Source organism: Planctobacterium sp. AWM4_229, assembly GCF_056160305.1.
The window spans coordinates 12,509-32,934 of the sequence record NZ_JBSWWX010000010.1 but is presented as its reverse complement, the minus strand read 5'-3'; the positions used below and the strand labels follow the sequence as shown (position 1 = coordinate 32,934).

Sequence of the window (20,426 nt, the reverse complement as noted above, 5' to 3'; positions counted from 1 at the left end):
TGTGCACACCAAAAGGAAAGGACACATCAATTTTATTATTTTGTCCCACTAAGGAATGTATTATGAAACACTTTTTATCCACGCTCACGTTAGCGCTAATAAGCCAGTCGCTGAGTGCCAACAACATCCTCATTGATGGTGATTTTGAAGACCAGGCCCAAAGTTTAATCCAGTACAACCATCAATCGTATCCTTGGGAGCTAGTTGATTATCTCGACGAATACACAGCCGTTGGCGGGCAATTTAAACCGTCAGAGTCGCAATTTGAAAACGCTGAAGCACTGGGAAATGTGGTATTCGTACGCAATGGTGCCATCAGACAAAAGCTGAATACTACACTGCTAGAAGATGAAACCTACAGGTTGAGTCTGCGACTGGGCCGAAAGCAACAAGGAGATTTCCCGGCTTATAGAATCGGTTTGCAATCGGGCAATAAGTTTATTGAATTAGCCAATGAGTACAGTCATGGTATACCCAATAAAGGTTCCTTCAAAACTGTCGCTATCAATTTTACGCCCAATAAAGCCCACTTTGATTTTACTTCAGGCTACGAAGATGTTTACCTGGTAGTTGAAGCTTTGAGTGAACGAGGCAACGCTCAGCTTTTCGCAGACAATATCCTCTTTTCAGAAGGCTATGCCAATTATAAACCTACGTCCCTGGACGCTGACAACGATGGCATTATGGATGAGTGGGAGCGCTCCTATAGCCTGGATCCAGGCAATGCAGCTGACGCGAGTGCGGACTACGATCAGGACGGCGTAAGTAACTATGATGAGTATCTCGCTGGTACCGACCCTTGGGACATTACTGATAACTTACACCCCTACAACCAGGAACAGGTGCAATCACTCTCAGAATCCTCCGAAGTGCAAAATACCCTGTTAACCCGAATGCCAATTGAGATTATTGGCATTCGTTTGATCCCGATTTCAGAGCCGCCAATTACTTGTAGTACCGAAGGCGAAGGAGCCCTTTATTACGACACAATTGCGCAAATGACTATGGTGTGCAATGGCACTGAATGGTCTGCCATAGAGGGCGAAGATCTGGTAGATGATGCTGACGCTGATGCCAGTAATGAGTTGTTGGAGAGTATAGCGTTTGACTCGGAAAGTAACATGTTAACTCTAACGGAGGCAGGACAATCATATAGCGTTGACTTAACGGTACTGAGCGCAGATTCTGATGATACTAATGAAATTCAGACACTATCAAAGCAAGGAAGCACCGTTTCTTTATCACTGGATGGCGGTAGCTTTACTGATGAAGTGGACGATGCAGATGCCGACGCTACTAACGAGTTGCAAACCATTACGCTAAGTGACGACACGGTGACACTCTCGCAAAACGGAGGCTCATTCAGCATTAATGATGCTGACTCTGATAGCAGCAACGAATTAATTACAGAAGCGACTTTCGCAGCTGAAACAGGCACACTAACCATAATAGACGCTGGCAACACATACGTGCTTGATCTTAATAGTTTAGGGGATGACGGTGACGCCGATGCAACCAATGAAATTCAGCTATTATCAGTAATTGACAGTACCTTGTCATTGTCCAATGGTGGTGGCAGTGTCAGCATTAACGATGCAGACTCCGATCCCCTCAATGAAATACAGACCCTGAGTAAAACCGATAATACGGTAACCCTTACTCTTGGCGGTGGCAGCTTTGTAGACGCAGTAGATGATGCTGATGCCGACGCCAGCAACGAGCTGCAAACAATCACTAAATCGGGCAATAGCGTTACCTTATCGAATGGCGGCGGCAGTTTTATCGACGAAGTGGATGATGCTGATGCTGATGCCAGCAACGAGCTACAATCAATTAGCAAATCGGGTAATACTGTTACCTTGTCAAATGGTGGCGGTAGCTTTGTGGACGAAGTGGACGATGCCGATGCTGATGCTAGTAACGAATTACAGTCGGTCAGTATCACAGGCAGTACTGTAACACTCTCTAATAGTGGTGGTAGTTTTAGTATCAACGATGCCGATTCCAGTACCAGTAATGAATTACAAACCATCAGTAAAACAGGGAGTATCGTCACCTTGTCACGCAGTGGTGGCAGCTTTACCGATGAAGTTGAAGACGCTGATGCTGATGCCAGTAACGAGTTACAAACGGTTAGCCTTTCAGGCACAACAGTAACGTTGTCCAATAACGGTGGTTCTTTTAGCATTAATGATGCCGACTCCAGTACCAGCAACGAACTGCAAACCCTGAGTAAAACAGGAAATACTGTAACCCTGTCTAACGGTGGAGGTTCGATCAGCGTTGCCGACAATGACTCCAGCAGTACCAATGAAATTCAAACCTTGAGTAAAACCGGCAATACCGTGACTCTGTCGCGCAGTGGCGGCTCTGTCAGTATCGATGACGGTGACTCGGATGCCACCAATGAAATCCAGACACTCAGCGCCGACGGTGCCACCATTACACTTTCTAATGGCGGAGGTTCGGTGAATGTGAATGTTGCCGATGGCGATAGTAGTAGTACTAATGAACTTCAAACGGTAAGTAAGTCCGGCAGCACGGTTACCTTGTCGCGCAGCGGCGGCTCTTTCTCAATTAATGACAACGATGCGAATGACAGCAATGAGCTGATTTCTACGGTGAGTTTCAACAATAGTAATCGACAAATCAGTATCAATGAGAGTGGCAATACCAAGTCCGTAACCCTGACGGGTATGGCCACCGAAACCTATGTAGACAATGCGATAGCGTCGGCTACCTCCAGCGCGAAAACCGGTGCTTTATATGTTTATGATGGCTCGGGTAGCACGAAAATAGGACGATTCCTGAGAACCGGAGAAAATATAGAACAAGTTTATAATTGGGTATTAGTGCCAAGCTCTGGTATCCCACAAACACTGGACATGCTATCAGGCGGAGATACCAAGATAAGTGGCCAAAACATGTATTTTTCAGGCAGCAATTGCACAGGGACACTGTATTATAATACGGCCGGTATAACTTACCATCCAGCATATAATGATGGACGCTTGTATGAGTCAGACACTAGTGTAGCCACTAGCACAAAAACCTATAAATCATATTTACTTTACAACAGCGGTTCATGTACTAACTCTACAAGCAGTCGGACCTTGCGCCCCGCAAAAACGGTAAACCACTCGGTGTGCGGAGACTATGTATGTAAAATCATTGAAGAATAAAAACGAAGCTCTCAAAAACAAAAAACGCAGCCTAAGCTGCGTTTTTCTTGTTTAATCCGCTGGGGATTAAAGTACTACAACTTCAGCAGCCTGAGGACCTTTCTGACCTTGTTGTACTTCAAATTCTACGCGTTGACCTTCAACCAACACTTTGAAACCTTCAGATTTGATGGCACGGAAGTGAACGAATACGTCTTTGCCGCCTTCTTCTGGAGTTAAGAAACCGTAACCTTTGTCTTCGTTAAACCACTTAACTGAACCTGTCAATTTAGACATAAAAATAAACCTATAAAAATATTAAATGTTGACGCATAAGCGCCGGTAGAGCCTTGTTTAATTACTTATTTGGAATTGCTGAAGGTACATGGTCGCCAAACAGGTTTGACGGGTAAAGCAGAACTTAAGCGGATAACAAAAAATATAACTGACCAAAGGCCGAGAATGATAATAGCACTATAAGTGCCTGGAAGCGAAGTAATTTTTCAAACCGTTGCTGAATTTTTATTCAGCAACGGCTCACCTTTTTTATTGCCCCATTAATAGCAAGCTGTATTTATAGCGCTCCCGATTAAGTAAAAACTCTGGATGTACACTAGGATTCCAGGAATCATCGCCGCCAATACCCATGTGGAAACCATCCAGGCGCACAAAGCAGCCTTCTTGCTGTAGCTGCCAGGTATGGGTGGCTTTATCCAATTGTGCAGTGGAATATTGACTAACGTTAAAGTGAAAATCACCAGCAATATTCAAATTGCCAACTTCCAAATGTCGCGTTTCACAGCGCAGGCCGTTCTCACAAGGGACGATATAGTCAGTATGCATCTGCTCAACTGGCAGTGACCAATGACCAAAACGGGCTGCGGATTTGCGATCCGGGTAGTTTTCCAGAGGCCCTAAGCCTTTCCAATTTACCATTTCTGGAATTTCAGCTAACTGTAACTCCATTCCTACCCGCGCTAGCGAAGGTATACCCGGCGCTACGCTGACATCGACATTGACACTGACGCCGTGCTCGGAGAAATGATATTGCCAGACAGTCGCAATTAAGGCTTTGCCATTGCCAGAATATTGGTGCGAAGAAGTAACCAAAACGCCATCGTTAAGCTTATTGAAATTAAGCTCCGTGCATTGATGCCTGAGGTTGTCCAGCCCCCACTCTCGCCACTGGGCTTCCCACGCATTGGGATCGATGCGATTAACTTCACTCACACCGATGTCATTATCCAATGGCGCACGGTAAAAATTATCGGTTAGCGCTGCCGCCAACGTCTCTTTGCCACTTTGCAACCAGGAACTCAACTGCCCCACAGACTTTGTAATTTGCCACTGATGTTCGCCGCAACTCAAATCGAGCAACTCATCGGTTTCGCTAATGTCCACAGGTAAACTACTCGCCACAGTTGTCGTTGTTTGCAATTCCGATAATCCGGTTAAAGTCAATTGTGCACTGGTAGTACAGTGACCTTTATTCGCCCAACTTGTATTCTCGGCCAGGTGCAAATCAATATTGAGATGATACTGGCTCCCCGATTTACGCTCCGGCAAGGCCTCACACAAGAGTAGTTTTGTGGTCTCTTCTGGATCAATTTGTAAAGGCAAATCACCTTCTTGAATGACGATGCCATCCTCCAGCAATTGCCAGCTAAGGGTTTCTTTCGGCCCCGAAGTAAACAAGTACTCACTTTCAATTTCAATGATTAACGGCTCTTGCGAGCACAATTTAAATTGATAAAACTGTTGCTGATATTTAGCCTCAAAAAAATGTGGATGTGGGGTTCTGTCGGGAAACAACAGGCCGTTAATACAAAACTGGCGGTCATTGATCAGATCACCAAAATCGCCGCCATATCCCCAATACTTTTCGCCGCTGTCTGCGATTTTAGTTAACCCTTGATCCACCCAGTCCCAGATGAACCCGCCCTGCAGTTGTGGGTACTGTCTGAACGCCTGCCAATACTTGTCGAAGCAGCCCAGACTGTTCCCCATGGCGTGAGCGTATTCACACAAAATCAAAGGGCGATTTTCCCCCGGTTGCCCAATCTCATCTATGATAGAAAATCGATCAATTGCCGGTTCTTTTAATGCCGTATTCACCCTGGCATACATAGGACAAATAATATCAGTTGCCGCAGTTCTCGAACCGCCTCCCTCGTATTGCACCGGGCGCGAAGGATCGCGTTGCTTCAACCATTGATACATAGCATGGTGTGAACTGCCAATACCCGATTCGTTACCCAAAGACCAGATGATGATGCTGGCGTGATTTTTGTCCCGTTCGTACATGCCTGTCACGCGCTGACTATATGCCGGTAGCCAATGAGGGTCGTCGGACAATTTTCGCATCGGGAATTGACCATGGGTTTCGATATTGGCTTCATCCACCACATACAATCCATACTGATCACACAAGCGATACCAAAGCGGATGATTGGGGTAATGGGCGGTGCGCACCGCATTAAAATTATTCTGCTTTAGCAGCAAAATATCTTGCAGCATGTCGTCATAATCCACCGTGTGGCCTTTATCCTCGTGATGTTCGTGGCGATTAGCACCGCGGATGAGCAGCGCCTTGCCATTCAACAATAATAAGCCATTTTTAATTTCCACCTGACGAATACCCAAATCGCAGGCTTCACAATCCAGAACCTCACCGTTGTCGGAGTAGAGGGTTACTATCAATCGATACAAATAAGGTGACTCAGCACTCCATTTTTCAGGATTATGCAACGCAATCCTGCTAAAGCAGCGATCTGGATAGGCTCCTTTCTCATCGATGGGCTTTTGTTTGGGCTGGCTCGATTGACGCTCAATCAACTTGCCTTGGGCATCAAATATTGAAACTTCAACCTTTACAGTATCATTGGCTTGAGTCAACAGAGTCTCAACTTCGATACTGGCATCTCGGTAGACGGCATCCAGCTCCGTGCGCACGGTAAAGTCTTGGATTGCAAGCTGAGGTTTACTCAATAAAGTAACATCCCGAAAAATACCACTTAACCACCACATGTCCTGGTCTTCCAGATAAGAGCCATCGCTCCAGCGCAAAACCATCACCATCAAGCGATTTGTGCCATCCACCAAACAATGGCTCAAATCAAATTCAGCAGGTAACCGACTGTCTTGAGAATACCCCACCCAGCGACCGTTGCACCACAAGTGAAAGGCGGAATTTACCCCCTCAAAGCAAATACGATTTTGCCTTGTTCGCCAGCTGTCAGGCACTTCGAACTCGGTGAAATAACATCCGGTTGGGTTGTCTTTTGGAACTAACGGCGCCTTATCCTCAAAAGGATACTTCACATTCGTATAAATGGGGTTGTCTTGGCCTTTAGCTGCATCTTGCAGTTGCCAATTTGATGGAACGTCAATGCCATGCCAGTTTGCTGCATCAAAATTTGCCGAAACCGCTTCTTCTGGCACATCTTCTGGACAGGCAAACAACTTAAAGCGCCATGTGCCATTTAAAGAGAGTTTGAACTGCGATGGGTTGTCGCTTCGGGCTTGTTCTAAATCTGTCCATGCCGATAATCCAGTGTGTGCTGGCTGTGTATTAATGCGAGTGATTTGGGGATTTTCCCAATCCCGGCACGCCAATATATCGTGTAACGTTCTCACTTTAGTTCCTGATCTCTTTGAAAAGTTAAGTAATAACTGGTTGCTTTGGGTGTTTGAGCTTGTTGTTCTCAGGAGAAAACCCTTCATGCAGGTGATACCACTTTTTGTATACCCACGCGCTGAAAAACATCAAAATAAAAGGCGCACCTATCATCAGGGTGCGAATTCCCCAAATGGTATCTGTGCTTTGCTGCTCATTGGGTATATACCCCACCACTGACAACCCTACCCCGGTAAAGAATCCCGCCAGCGCGCCTGCGCCTTTCACCAATAAGGTCTGCACTGAAAAAATGATACTCTCGCTACGCTTGCCGGTTTTGTGCTCACCGTAGTCCACGACGTCAGCCAACATCACTGTTGCGAGTCCATTGGCAATGCCAAAGCCAAACTTAAGACAAGCCCCTGCAGCAGCCACTAGCAAGGTGTTTTCTGGTGCGGCAAAAGCAGCAAAAGCCAAGATAAAACAGCACAATACCGGGAAGCCGCAGGCCAAAAACCACATAAAGCGACGCGGTAAGATCCTTGATAAACGAGGAAACAGAAAAACCCCGAGGATTTCGGAAATGCCGCTGGCCGCCATAAAAACAGGAAACAAGTCATCTCGGCCAATGGCATAGGTAAAATAATAAATAGCAAAACCACCAATAAGATGGATTGCCAGATTGAAAAACAATACACAACCAAACAGTGCTTTGAGTTGGTCATTTTTTGAGAGAATCGCGACAACATCGGTGAGCCCAAACTTCTCAGTATGGGTATTTACCGTCACCTTCTCTTTGACATTGAGCACGGTCAGGACACTACTAAATATAAAAAAGACCGTTATTAATAGCGTCAAATAGACAAAGCCTGTGCCTTTGTCTTTTCCGCCAAGTACACCTACGGCATACAATCCCCAAGTCCCCATAATCATCCATGCAATACTGGCAAAGATACGCGGCCATACCACCAGCTTCTCCCGTTCTCCTCTGTCATCAGAAAGCGCCGGTATCATAGACCAATAGGGAATATCCATGATGGTGTAGGTAACCCCCCAAAGGATGTAAGTGATCGCAGCATAAACATAGAGCATGCTGCCTTCGAAATGGTGTGTGCTGAACACCGCAACTAAAAAGGCCCCATTGACCAAAGTTCCGATTAAGATCCAGGGCCGAAACTTACCAAAACGCGTTCGGGTATTATCCACTACCATCCCCATCATAGGGTCAGTAACGGCGTCGATGATGCGGGCAAACAAAAACAGGGTTCCTACAAAGGCCGCAGATAACCCGACAACATCTGTATAATAGAACATCAGATAGACATAGATGATGGATACTGCAAAGTCTTTTCCGAGCGCACCTATACCATAGCTGGCTTTGGTTTTTAGACTGATGTGGTTATCGATTTGTGCACTCATTAGGGTTATCTGAAGTTGCTACCATGTAAAAGCATAGCAATTTATCATCAAACCACATTAAAAAGCACCAGTTTTATATAAGACAGAAGACTTATTTGTGAGTAGGCTAAAAATGCGCTGGCGGGATTTTTCCTAAGCGTTTAATAAAGTCCACGGATGGCGCAAAATAGGCGGCCCCTGTTTCAGGCGTAGTAAAATCCAGTAACTTATCGTAAGTGCCTGTTTCATCACCAAAAATCATACTTTCCAGCATTTTAGTAAAGGGTTTACTACTCTTGCAGCAGGAAACGAAAAACAAGCCCTGCACCTTCATATTGCCGTATGGCATGCTTTGTCGCAGGATTTCCAGGCTGTTACCCTCTTCATCTTTTAAGCTGGTGCGTTTAGTGTGGGCAAAGCGGGCTTTTTTATGGGATAGAAACTCAACATCATCCGATTTGGTGCGACCGATAATCTTTTCCTGTTCTTCCACTTCCACCTGATTCCAACGATCCAGGTTATGACGGTAGCGCTGCACATGGATATAGCTACCACCAGTAAAGTTGGGATCTTCATCAGCTACTATCGCCACATCTAGCTTCTTCATGCCCTTGGGGTTTTCAGTGCCGTCCACAAAGCCAGTGAGATCTCTACCATCCAGATAGCGGAAGCCTTTTACTTGCTCCACCAGCTCTACGTGAATCTTTAGCAGCTCATAAACCTCCACACCAATGGCATGGCAGATATCGGCTCTATCGGCCCTAATTTGAATAAACAAATCACTGGGTACCACAGGTGCACTGCGATCTTCGCAGGACATATCAGGAAAAGGGGCGAGTTCGAGAGGTAGCTCACCTGGATACAGCTCCATCCAATAGTTGCTACCAATCGCCACAACCCCCGAAATCATGGCTTCATAATGCTCTTCGTCGTAGTGATTGAAGACATCGAGGATTTTAGCCAGCTTTTCTCGAATCGCATGATCTTGCTCATCAATCACATTGAACATCAAATACAAGGCATGCAGATTTGGCTCTGCACAGATGCCTTTTTGTGGTTGTGGCATAAGATTCCTGAATAAAAAGCGATACTTAAGAATATCGCATATTTTTTAAAGCGTGAATATTTGCGTTAATTTCAGCGCCAGATAATCAATATCCTGACGCCTGACCGTCTTTACGACTCTCAGAAGCACCGTAATATACACCGGTTTTCGGATCCCGCATGATGGCCTGATAACCACCAAACCAACCTGAGACTTCACGCAAAGAATGCCCCTTGCCCAGCAATTCCCGTCGCGTTTGCGCTGAAAAGCCATTTTCCAGACTAACAAAACCGCCATCTATCATCATTTCACCTGTGGGCTGACTGGAGCCACTGTGAAGGATGCGCGGCGCGTCGCCGGCTTCCTGCAAGTTCATACCAAAATCAATCAGGTTCATTATCACCTGGGCATGCATTTGTGGTTGTGCGCCACCGCCCATAACTCCAAAGCTAATCCAGGGTTTACCGTTACGGGTAACGAACGCCGGAATAATAGTGTGAAACGGGCGTTTACCGGGGGCATAGGCATTAAAGTGATCCGCCTGCAAAGCAAATAACTCGCCTCGATTCTGTAATACAAACCCAAGCCCTGTTGGAGTCATGCCAGAGCCCATACCTCGGTAGTTACTCTGGATCAACGACACCATGTTGCCCTCACTATCAGCGGTAGTGAGGTAAATAGTGTCTCCTTCGTAAGGGCCTGCATCATAGCGCTTCGCCGCTTTATTCATATCAATAAGCTGTCTGCGGGTTTGTGCATACTCTTTGGAGATCAACATATCAATAGGCTGTTTGTTAAAGTCCATATCGGAATAAAAACGCGCTCTGTCTTCAAAGGCTAACTTTTTCGCCTCCACAAAAGCGTGAACATAGTCAGAGGAACCAAAACCCATCTCCTCCACATCAAATAGCTCCATCACATTCAAAATTTGCAGTGCAGCTATTCCTTGTCCGTTGGGCGGTAACTCCCAGACATCATAACCTCGATAGCTGGTAGATAAGGGCTCCACCCAGTCTGAAGTATGTGACGCCAGGTCTTCGTATTGCAAAAATCCACCTTGCTCTTTCATATAGGCAGCAATAATGCGAGCGATATCGCCTTTGTAAAAAGCGTCACGCCCGCCAGTGGCAATCTTTTCATAAGTGGCAGCTAACGCCGGATTAGTAAAAATATCCCCTTTTTTAGGCACGCCGCCGTTAACATAAAAAGTTTCTTTAAAGCCGGGATAATGGCCTATGCGCGCTTCGTTTAAGGCAAAATAGTGGGCAATCAACTCTGACACAGGAAAGCCATTTCGGGCGTATTGAATCGCCGGACTCAACAGCTCCGCCATCGGCATAGAGCCGAATTTATCATGCAACTGGTACCAACCATCCACGGCGCCAGGTACCGAAACAGGTAAAGGGCCAAAGGATGGAATTTTCTCTAACCCTAGCGTTTCAAAATGGCTCATTTGTAAGCTTTGAGGTGAGCGCCCTGAGGCATTCAGACCGTGTAGTTTTTTCGACTTTGCATCCCAAACAATAGCATACAAATCACCGCCAATGCCGCAACCTGTGGGCTCCACCAAGCCCAGCATAGCATTTGCAGCTATAGCAGCATCAATGGCATTACCACCAGCTTTCAAAACATCCAATGCCACTTGAGTAGCCAGTGGCTGACTAGTGGCAGCCATGCCATTTTGGGCGATCACTTCCGAACGACTGGCAAAGTGTTTCCCGGTGACTCGGTCAAAAGCATTTCCGGAAAAACTAATGAGCAGCAAAGCGCTGAGTATTAAGGTGAGTAATGTACGGCTTTTCAAGACAAGCTCCTGAGTGTGCTAGATTTTTTTCTTGATACTGACATACATTACTACAGGATCGTAGTTTAAAAAAATTTCTGCTATAACCGCCAAGACATTATACGAAAAAGCCCCGGCAGTGCCGGGGCGAAAAAGGGCATATAGCATATGAAGCTATTTTGGGGTTTCCCCCGGTTCCTGAAGGAACTCTGGTGGAGCGGGTCGGATGTCAAACGAGCCGCCCAAATTTGTTATTATTCAATTTCCTGATTAATATGAAATTAGCTTTTCACAGTAAAATCTGGATAGGCTTCCATACCACATTCAGTGGTATCAACACCTTCGTATTCTTCTTCTTCAGATACCCGGATACCCATCACGGTTTTCAGGATAAACCAAACTACGAAGCTCGCTACGAATACCCATAAGAAGATGGTTAACGCGCCAATTAACTGACCGCTGAACGAAGCACCACCGTCTTCAGTCAGTGGGTTAGTTACTGGAACAAGCAACAGACCTAACAAACCAACAGTACCGTGCACTGAAATCGCACCTACTGGATCGTCAATCTTGAACTTGTCCAGAGCTACGATAGAGAAGACAACTAATACACCGCCTAAAGCACCGAATAGTGTTGCTTGCAGAGGCGTAGGTGTTGAAGGCTCAGCAGTAATGGCAACCAAACCAGCCAAGGCACCGTTTAAGGCCATGGTCAGGTCCGCTTTCTTAAACATGAATTTAGCCACGGCAAGAGCAGCAATCAAACCACCAGCAGCTGCAGCGTTAGTGTTCATGAATACAACGGCTACGGCATTAGCGCTTTCAACGCTTGCTGTCGCCAATACGGAACCACCGTTAAAGCCGAACCAGCCCATCCAAAGGATGAATGTACCTAGAGTGGCTAGTGGCAAGTTCGCCCCCGGAATAGCGTTAACTTTACCGTCAGCGCTGTATTTACCCTTACGAGCACCCAGCAGGATAACACCAGCAAGAGCAGCTGCGGCACCCGCCATGTGTACAATACCTGAACCGGCGAAGTCAGAGAAACCTAAGTCACCTAAAGTGTACATGCCAAATACGGCTTCGCCACCCCAAGTCCAACGACCTTCCATTGGGTAGATAAAACCAGTCATAACAACCGCAAAAGCAAGGAATGCCCAAAGCTTCATGCGCTCAGCAACGGCACCAGATACGATAGACATTGCTGTAGCAACGAATACCACCTGGAAGAAGAAATCCGCAGACGGAGCATAGGTAGCTGGATCTTCAGCGCCTGTTGCACCATCACCAGTAATACCACTTAAAAATAGTGAGAAATCACTACCACCATACATGATGGAGTAACCGCAAATCATGTACATAGTACAGGCAATTGCATACAGAGCGACGTTCTTAGTCAGTATTTCAGTGGTGTTTTTAGCGCGTACCAAACCCGCTTCCAACATGGCAAAACCTGCTGCCATCCACATTACCAGGGCACCACATATCAAGAAGTAAAAAGTATCTAGTGCGTATTGTAATTCGAATGTTGTTTCCATTGTGTTCTCCTAATGTGACTTAGATAGCGTCGCTATCAGTTTCACCGGTACGGATACGAACGGCGTGTTCAAGATCGAAAACAAAGACTTTACCGTCTCCAATTTTCCCGGTTTTAGCGGCGTTAACGATAGCTTCTACAAGACGCTCAACCTGATCGTCTTGTACGGCAATCTCTAACTTCACTTTAGGTAAAAAGTCCACCTGGTATTCGGCACCACGATATAATTCGGTGTGACCTTTTTGACGACCAAAACCTTTGACTTCTGTCACGGTTAAGCCGTCTATCCCGATGTCCGAAATTGCTTCACGGACATCATCAAGCTTGAATGGCTTGATAATGGCACTGACTAATTTCATATATTGTTCCCCATATTTTTGGCTATTTTAAAAGCGGTGTGTTCCACGTATTTTGATAATCAAAACCTGTGCCAGAGAAAATAATTGATATATTTCATAAACTTAACAATTTTCAGGTAAGAATCAAAACCATTATTTGCACTTTATTGGTGCAGCAGTCAAGATGGAGATTCAGAATGGTGCAAAAACGTTAAAGCTAACGGGACAAAAAGTCATCCATCGCGATAACGGTATTTAAAGCGGTGCTTACCACGCCAGTGTAGAAAGGTTGAGACAGCTTTTCGATAGTATCTCTTGGGGTGTGATAGTACTTATAGTCCTTCACTCCAAGATATAACCAGGGAATGTCACGGCGTGCAAATTCCCAGTGGTCGCTGGCTTTGCGCCAGTCGATACGCAATTTTCGGTCGTAACTGCGAGAGGGTTTATCCAATCCCATCTCCAGGCAAATCGATGCAGAAGCGATAACCTCTTCAATCACAGGTTTAAATTGCGGTTGTCTGTGCGTCCCGGAAACGTAAAGAGTCCACTCTCTACCGGGCTGAGCGATCATGTCCAAATTAATATTGAGTTTTATGTCACTTTGCGCGATCAGGTTATCTTCCAAAAAGGCCGTAGCCCCCTTCAACCCGGCCTCTTCGTAGTCTGTAGCCAGGAACAATACAGAAAGCGCAGTCTTGTGCTCACTTAACTTATGTGCAAGGTAAAACAAGGCTGCAACACCAGAGGCATTGTCGTTAGCGCCAGCAAAAATCTGCCGGCCCTTTTTCCCAAGATGATCATAATGGGCGGTGATGACAATAAACTGCTGTTGATTTTCTCCTGGCAGATACCCCACAACATTCACGCCCTTTTTGACAGAAGACAGGCTTGCGGGAGAAAAATAATGGTGCCAAGCGAAATCAGCCTCCTGTTTATCTTGCTGAGAGGCTAGTTGTGTCAAGGGCTGTAGCCCTGATTGTGCAAAGCGCTGTACAATGTAGTCACGCGCCAATCGAGCTCCTTCGGTCCCACCTTTACGCCCTTGCATATCAGGATCACTGAGAAAGGAAATGTCCTGCCAAAGTTGCTCCTGCTCGGGCGTATATTGCTGATTTAAAGCACGACATTGCTCATCAGCCAATACTGGCCGAGAAATAATGCTGAGCAAACATGCGCAGCAAACAATAAAAATTAATGCCGACGTTAAGCCATTATAGTTTGGCAAATAAATCCATTTTGTGTTGATAACGATCTTTTAGATCATCAATTTGAGTATTTCGCTTCGCTCGTTTGAGGTATTTCATAGCCTGCTTGCTATTGCCCAAATTGGCGTGAGCTTTAGCCATACCAAAATAAAACTCATGGTGACTTTCGTCTATGCGAATCGCTTTTTTGTAGTGCGCCAATGCCTCTTGGAAGTTGCCCATTTCAAGCTCTTGCTCCCCGAGAATAAAGTGATAATAAGGATTGCTGAGACGTTTCTGAGTTACAAACGCCTGAATGTTTTTTGCTAGTTCCAGGCGCCCCTGATGTTCATGCAAAATCGCCAGGTTCTCCCAGATGGTCAGGTTATCCTGATTGAGTTTTAACGCTTCTTCATAAGTTTTTTCGGCCCAATCATAGTGGCCAGCCATGCGGTATAAAATACCTAAATTGGTCCAGGCATCCTGAAACAGGATATCGGCTTGAACAGCAGCTTTTAAATACGAATAAGCCGTAAGGTAATCACCATTTACCAAGGCTTCTGCGCCTTTGTTGTTGTAAAACATGGATACAACCCGCTGTTTATCTACTTCAGTAGAAGGGAAGTATTTTTTCGGTGAAAACGGATCAAAGTCCACCACCATAGTGCGGTTTTCTAACAAGATCATAGAGGTGTCGCTGACATCACTAATGCGCAAATTGATATGACCATTGATCAGGCTGTATCCATCTTTTCGCGTCCAGTATTCTGGGATTTCGATTTCCTGAAACGTCACGTTAAAACCAGCCTGTTTGGCAAGCGCATAAGTCATTATCGACAAAGACAGACAATTCGCAGCTCTATTGTTGAAGGTTTCACTGGCGGTGGTGTTAGCGCCATTGTCGTAAATCATATTAAAATCAGAACGATTGAAAATGGCTCTAATCAAGCCCTCCATCACCTTATTGCGATTCTTGGCATGCACCATATTTTTGGCGATGGTGAGGTTATTTACAAATACCTTAGCGTCTGAGTCTAAGGCAAATATTTCCTGCTCGGACTCTACCGGAACAGCCTCGTAACCAGAAAAAGAAGTATCCAGAAAGACAGGTTTAAGCTCCACTTGAGCTTGCTCAGTACTTTGACAACCACTCAACAACAGAATGGCAAAAATAGTTAGAAGACCAGAAATACGCATAGTCACCTCCTATCTGTTAAGACTAGTTTAGACCGGATTTACACTCAAGTTAGTTCAACGCAGATATCAGTTTATTCACCTGATACAGGTAAAAGAAGTTTTACACTCGCTCAACAATCAAGTGCAATAGACGGCTTAATTTTGTGAAGAGTTATGCCGTGCTCTTGTAACAGCTTGATCAACCGCTGCTGGTCTTCCAGATTCAGAAATTCTGCTATAGGTACGGATTTAATTTTATCTCTCAGCAGTAATTCCAATGTGTCTTCAGGGTGACGGGGTTCATAGGTAACCAAATAGCTTTGACTATATTCAAATAAATAACCTTGCAAACGCTTGCCATAGCCTTTTTGTAGAGAAATATATTGCGGACTTAGCAAGACGATTTGGCTCTGATAGGTGGACTTCGACACCAACCAGGTTACGAACAAAAGCAGTGCCACTTCCAGCCCAGCAAAAGGTAGCACCAGCCAAGCCCCCACAAAAGCCCAGATAATGGCGATGGTCAAACAAAAAAGAGCAAAAGTGCCCATGATTAACTTGCTTTGTCGCCACGTTAAAGAGCGATTCGGTGCCAAGGTTATCTGCACCTTACCCGGCAAGTGTTTAGTCTTCACCATCGCTGAGATTGCACTTCAAATAACTTGAAAAGTCCCCGCTTCCCATTGGTTTGGCATAATAAAAACCTTGAAAGTACTGACAGGTACGCTGTTTTAAAAACGCTTCGTGCAGCTCTGATTCAACCCCTTCGGCCACTACCAAAAGTCCCAAGTTCTGCGCCAAACCTAAAATGGCTTCTACGATGGTTTCGTCTTTTTCATCAGAGCCAATGCCCGCCACAAAACTTCTGTCCAGTTTCACTACATTGAGAGGCAGTCGTTTTAAATAAGCAAAAGAAGAATAGCCGGTACCAAAATCATCCAAAGCTAACTGCACACCCAAAGACTGGAACCGCTGCATCGTTGTGATCGCTTTTTCGGGATGTAACATCAATGCACTTTCCGTCACTTCAACTCGTAAAGCAGACGCTGGCAATTGATATTCATCAAGCACACTTACCATACTCTCAGCAACACCATCCTGTTCAAAGTGAGTAACGGAAAGGTTGATAGATAGATAAAAATCAGGGACCACTTTCCGCCAGCCCGCGGTATCTGATAAACCGCGACGCAAAGCGTCATTGGTCATTGGAATAATCAAGCCAATTTGTTCTGCCATAGGAATAAATTCATTGGGCGGTACGATGCCATCATTGGTGACCCAGCGCAGCAGTAACTCAGCACCTACAACCCGGCCACTATCAGAATCCAAAATGGGTTGATAGTAGTTTACAAACTCCTGGCAAGCTTGAGCACGCTTAATTTTGGATTCCTTTTGCAGTTTTTCGCGGACTTCTACATCCATTGATTCGGTGTAAAAGTGATAACATTTACCGGGATCTTTTTTAGCGTGATACATGGCAATGTCGGCATCTCGCAATAACTCTTCTGGAACTCGTGCATCGCTGGGGTACAAGGCAATGCCGATACTGGGAGTAATACTGACATTGTGCTCGCCCAACGCCATGGTCTCCGCAATACAGTGGCTTAACTCCTGAGCCACTTCCCCCACTTGAGTGACATCTTTAAATGACTCCAATAGCACCACAAACTCATCACCACCTAAACGCGCAACGGTATCTTGTTTGCGCACACGCTCTTTTAACCTGGTCGCAACCGCTTGCAGTAATTTGTCGCCGTAATCGTGTCCCAATGAATCATTGATTTGCTTAAATCGGTCTAGATCCACAAACAACACCGCCAGGGTATTTTTGTTGCGGTCTGCTACCTGGATGGCGTGTTCCATTCTGTCCAGCAATAAGGTGCGGTTAGGCAGTTGTGTCAGCGTGTCATAATTGGCCAGCAGCTTGATTTCTTCTTCTGCTTTTTTCTGTTCAGTGATGTCAGTAAAGATCACCACATAGTGGTTTTTTTCTCGATTCTCGATACTGATCAAACTGATATTGATCAGTACATCCCGATTCCCCAAATTCTTGACATCGATATTGTCTTCTCCGTGCCAGTGCTCGCCCACAGCCATCTGTACCATGATTTGGCGATACTTACGCATTTTGTCAGTCAGGCCAATGAATACTTCATCGCGCAGGGATACTTGCGAATCCAGATCATAATTAAACGCCTTGTAAAAGGAGTTGTTCGCCATCACACCATTGAAATCGGAATCAATAATCAACACCCAATCTTTGGTATTGCGGAATGCTTCACCAAACACCATGGCGCTGGCAACAGCCGTTTGCGCTTCATTGACATCAGTGAACAGTCCTGAGATGAAAACGGGCTTTCCACTGTCGTTGCGTTTCAGGATTTGGCCCACATTGCGATACCAGTGATAACTGTTATCTGCTTGCTGTACGCGATAGGTAAAACTAAAAGCATCCACTGAGTCTGAATCAAATAAGCTTTTCCATTCCCGCATGAATTCGCTTCGATCATCTGGATGAATTTGTTGGCAGTGTTGCCTGAATGTCTGCCCGGCTCCCATATTTTTCTGATTGGCACTGCCCACAAAACTGATCATTTTGTCTTTATCTTGCCATTCCCATGCTTCGCTTTGACTGGATTTTAAAGCCATACGTAAGCGCTGCTCACTGTCCACTAACTCTTTGTTAATGGTTAGCAGCACTCGCTGCTTTAACTTGCGGCGGTAAATGATGGCAGTAATGATAAGTAACACGACAAACGCGTACCCGGCTTTTGCAAGTGGCGAATTCCACGGGGCATAAGCCACCACAAAATGAACCTTAGCAGGCTTAGTGGTAAATCCCGTCACAGGGGAAATAGCACGCACGACAAAATCGTAATTCCCCGGTGATAACTGTGAAAAACGAGCACTATTGTCCGTTGTAATTGGGTAATCCACCGTCTCTTTGCCCTGTAAGGAATACAGATATTGAACTTGATCCTGTTGCTCAAAACCCAAAGTAGAAAAACTGATATTGATACCAGCATCATTGTACTGAAGTGCAAAAGACCGTTCTGCCAAATCAGTGTAACTTGATGCTAACTCTCTATTGGCCAATGTAACGCTGTCGATGATGACACTCCTGTGAGGATCCTGCCCTTTGGCAATAATGTCGGGGTCAAAAATCGTTAAGCCTTTGACGCCACCATAGGCCAACTCGCCTGACTTTAGTTTTTTCCAAGCTCCCGCATTGTACTCCAATGCGGCGAGACCATAAGACAAGTCGAAATTCATCAGGTGGGCATTATCCAATCCATAGCTGAATATGCCTTTGTGAGAACTGAACCAAAGCCTGCGATTATTGTCTTGAAGCAGACCATAATTAAAATCTATACTCTTGGAGTTTACTGATTTAAAACTGTGTACTTCGTGCCAATCATTATACGCTAGTGCCACCAATCCATGGCTGGTGAAGCTCAGCCAAACCAAACCTTTTTCGCTGTCCAGACTCCAGTTATCCACATAGATAAACTCTTGCGGAGAATAGCTCTCAAGTTCGTATAATAAGCGAGGCTCAAGGGTTTCGGTGTTTACTCCCCAAAGTTGGCCTGAAGCACTCAAGAGCATCATTCTGGTACCAGGCACCTCGCCGATAAATCCAAAGCTAAAATAAGGATTAACACTGTCTTTCAGTTGAGCTAGCTCTTTCAAAATTCCAGTGTCGGGTTGATAAATGTAATAACTATCCAGTGTCGATAGCCACACCTGCTCCTGTTGATCGATATAAAAAAATGACTGTTGATCTTCAAATATGGTGCGCTGCTCTTCATTCGCCAAAGGAACCGGCTTCAGTGCTTTTGTTTCAATATCAAACAGTCGAACACCTTCGCTGGTTGCTAACCAAAGGCCTAACTTATCGTGATAAGCCACTTGGTAGACCTGAGACAACAGCCCTTCTTGGGCTTCCTCGGTAAACCAAAATTCTGAGAAATTCTTTTCCAAATCGAGAAATGTCAGTCCGTTTGAGGTACCAATCCACAGTTTGTTTGCCTCCACTTCTTCAATATCCCAAATTTCATTACTACTGAGCATTTTCCCGGTAGTATTACTGTTAAAGTAATTCTTGAAAGCTTGAGTTTTTGGATTCCAGACATACACCCCCCGAGCATTGGAGGCCAGCCAATAGTTATTGTTCTTGTCTCGGAACAGTTTGATAATGCGATCGTTAAAAATGTCCTGATTAGAATTTGAGAATCTAAGCACCTGTCGGGTCTGCAAATTATCCAGTTGCACTTCCATCAAACCCTTATTAGAAGCCGCTAAAATGCGGTTTTCCTCAAGTAACAAGTCATGAAACTGCAGACCCGAAATAACGGGTTTTACAAACAATTTCTCTTGTTTCGAATCATCTCGATCTGGAAGTTGTTCTTTCGTTAACAAGAACAAACCATTGGCTGTGGCCACCCATAGACGGCCTTGCTGGTCAGTGATCAATTTCCGAATGCGCTGCTGATATTCATCGGTACGCTCCGGTTCAGAAATCGTGGAAAACTGAATTAACTTAGTCTCACCCGAAAGGGGGGAAAATCGCATCAGTCCCTTGTTGGTTCCCAGCCAGGTGTAGCCATTTAGCGTTTCAGAGGTGGTGATAAACTGCTCTTCCAGGAAATTATCAAGTACCTGAGGTTCAGTAGCTAATGACTGGCTGTGATGTGAATATTTGAGGACGTTGTCGGAGGTAAAAAACCAGGTAGTATTGGTGCCCTCATCAAATTGAAAGGCCAGTACATCTCGGTTCCAATCCTCACTGCTATCCCAGTGCAGTTTTAATTCGTTTGTTTGTGCATTAAAGCTATACAAACCATGCTCAGACACCGATATCCAAAACAATCCCGTTTTGTCCTGAGTGACAAAATAAAAATAAGCTCCCTTTAACAAGCCGTCAGCTCTCTCGAAAGGCCTGACACTGTAACCATTGTATATGTTCAGCCCTTCTGCAGTACTCAGCCAGATAAACCCGGTATTATCCTGGTAAATATCATTGATAGTGCCCTGAGTTAGTCCTTCAGCAGTGGATATGCGTTTGAGGGTAACTGGTTGATTAGCCTGAAAATTATCAGCATAGGAGGCAGGTACCAGCAATACAGGTAACAAAGCCCAAAATAAAATACGACGACAAAGAAACAAGTGATATAAACCCGATAAC

12 protein-coding genes are annotated in these 20,426 nt (G+C 45.2%); 1 reads left to right on the top strand and 11 read right to left on the bottom strand.

Annotated features, from left to right (window positions below):
- Window positions 1–62 precede the first annotated feature (62 nt).
- A complete protein-coding gene (locus ACXAGP_RS19470; protein ID WP_475263303.1) occupies window positions 63–3,182 on the top strand; it encodes a beta strand repeat-containing protein in 3,120 nt (1,039 codons plus the stop codon).
- Window positions 3,183–3,248: 66 nt separating this feature from the next.
- On the opposite strand, the gene cspE is transcribed toward ACXAGP_RS19470, so the two are convergent.
- The 11 genes from cspE to ACXAGP_RS19415 form a co-directional block, all read right to left on the bottom strand.
- Window positions 3,249–3,458 (bottom strand): transcription antiterminator/RNA stability regulator CspE, encoded by a 210-nt coding sequence (gene cspE / locus ACXAGP_RS19465; RefSeq protein ID WP_338291080.1) that lies wholly within the window; start codon window positions 3,456–3,458, stop codon window positions 3,249–3,251.
- Between the two features lie 249 nt (window positions 3,459–3,707).
- Window positions 3,708–6,797: a beta-galactosidase gene (locus ACXAGP_RS19460; RefSeq protein WP_475263301.1), complete on the bottom strand. Its 3,090-nt coding sequence runs from the start codon at window positions 6,795–6,797 to the stop codon at window positions 3,708–3,710.
- 25 nt (window positions 6,798–6,822) lie between these two features.
- Entirely contained in the window at window positions 6,823–8,196 is a 1,374-nt protein-coding gene (gene melB, locus ACXAGP_RS19455; RefSeq protein ID WP_475263300.1) for a melibiose:sodium transporter MelB, read from the bottom strand.
- A 106-nt stretch (window positions 8,197–8,302) separates the two neighbouring features.
- Entirely contained in the window at window positions 8,303–9,241 is a 939-nt protein-coding gene (locus ACXAGP_RS19450; RefSeq protein ID WP_475263299.1) for a Dyp-type peroxidase, read from the bottom strand.
- 85 nt (window positions 9,242–9,326) lie between these two features.
- On the bottom strand, window positions 9,327–10,997 hold the full coding sequence (ggt, locus tag ACXAGP_RS19445) for a gamma-glutamyltransferase (protein ID WP_475263426.1): 1,671 nt from the start codon (window positions 10,995–10,997) through the stop codon (window positions 9,327–9,329).
- 287 nt (window positions 10,998–11,284) lie between these two features.
- A complete protein-coding gene (locus tag ACXAGP_RS19440; RefSeq protein WP_475263297.1) occupies window positions 11,285–12,541 on the bottom strand; it encodes an ammonium transporter in 1,257 nt (418 codons plus the stop codon).
- Between the two features lie 19 nt (window positions 12,542–12,560).
- The gene (gene glnK, locus ACXAGP_RS19435; RefSeq protein ID WP_229531447.1) at window positions 12,561–12,899 is read right to left on the bottom strand and encodes a P-II family nitrogen regulator; all 339 of its coding nucleotides are present in this window, start codon (window positions 12,897–12,899) and stop codon (window positions 12,561–12,563) included.
- Between the two features lie 196 nt (window positions 12,900–13,095).
- Entirely contained in the window at window positions 13,096–14,049 is a 954-nt protein-coding gene (locus tag ACXAGP_RS19430; protein ID WP_475263296.1) for a M28 family peptidase, read from the bottom strand.
- A gap of 43 nt (window positions 14,050–14,092) precedes the next feature.
- Complete coding sequence (locus ACXAGP_RS19425; protein ID WP_475263295.1) at window positions 14,093–15,262, bottom strand: tetratricopeptide repeat protein; 1,170 nt, start codon at window positions 15,260–15,262, stop codon at window positions 14,093–14,095.
- Window positions 15,263–15,372: 110 nt separating this feature from the next.
- Complete coding sequence (locus ACXAGP_RS19420; RefSeq protein WP_475263293.1) at window positions 15,373–15,879, bottom strand: DUF2244 domain-containing protein; 507 nt, start codon at window positions 15,877–15,879, stop codon at window positions 15,373–15,375.
- Window positions 15,866–20,407, bottom strand: a complete 4,542-nt coding sequence (locus tag ACXAGP_RS19415; RefSeq protein WP_475263292.1) for an EAL domain-containing protein — start codon at window positions 20,405–20,407, stop codon at window positions 15,866–15,868. Before ACXAGP_RS19415 ends, ACXAGP_RS19420 begins: the two co-directional genes overlap by 14 nt.
- Window positions 20,408–20,426 lie beyond the last annotated feature (19 nt).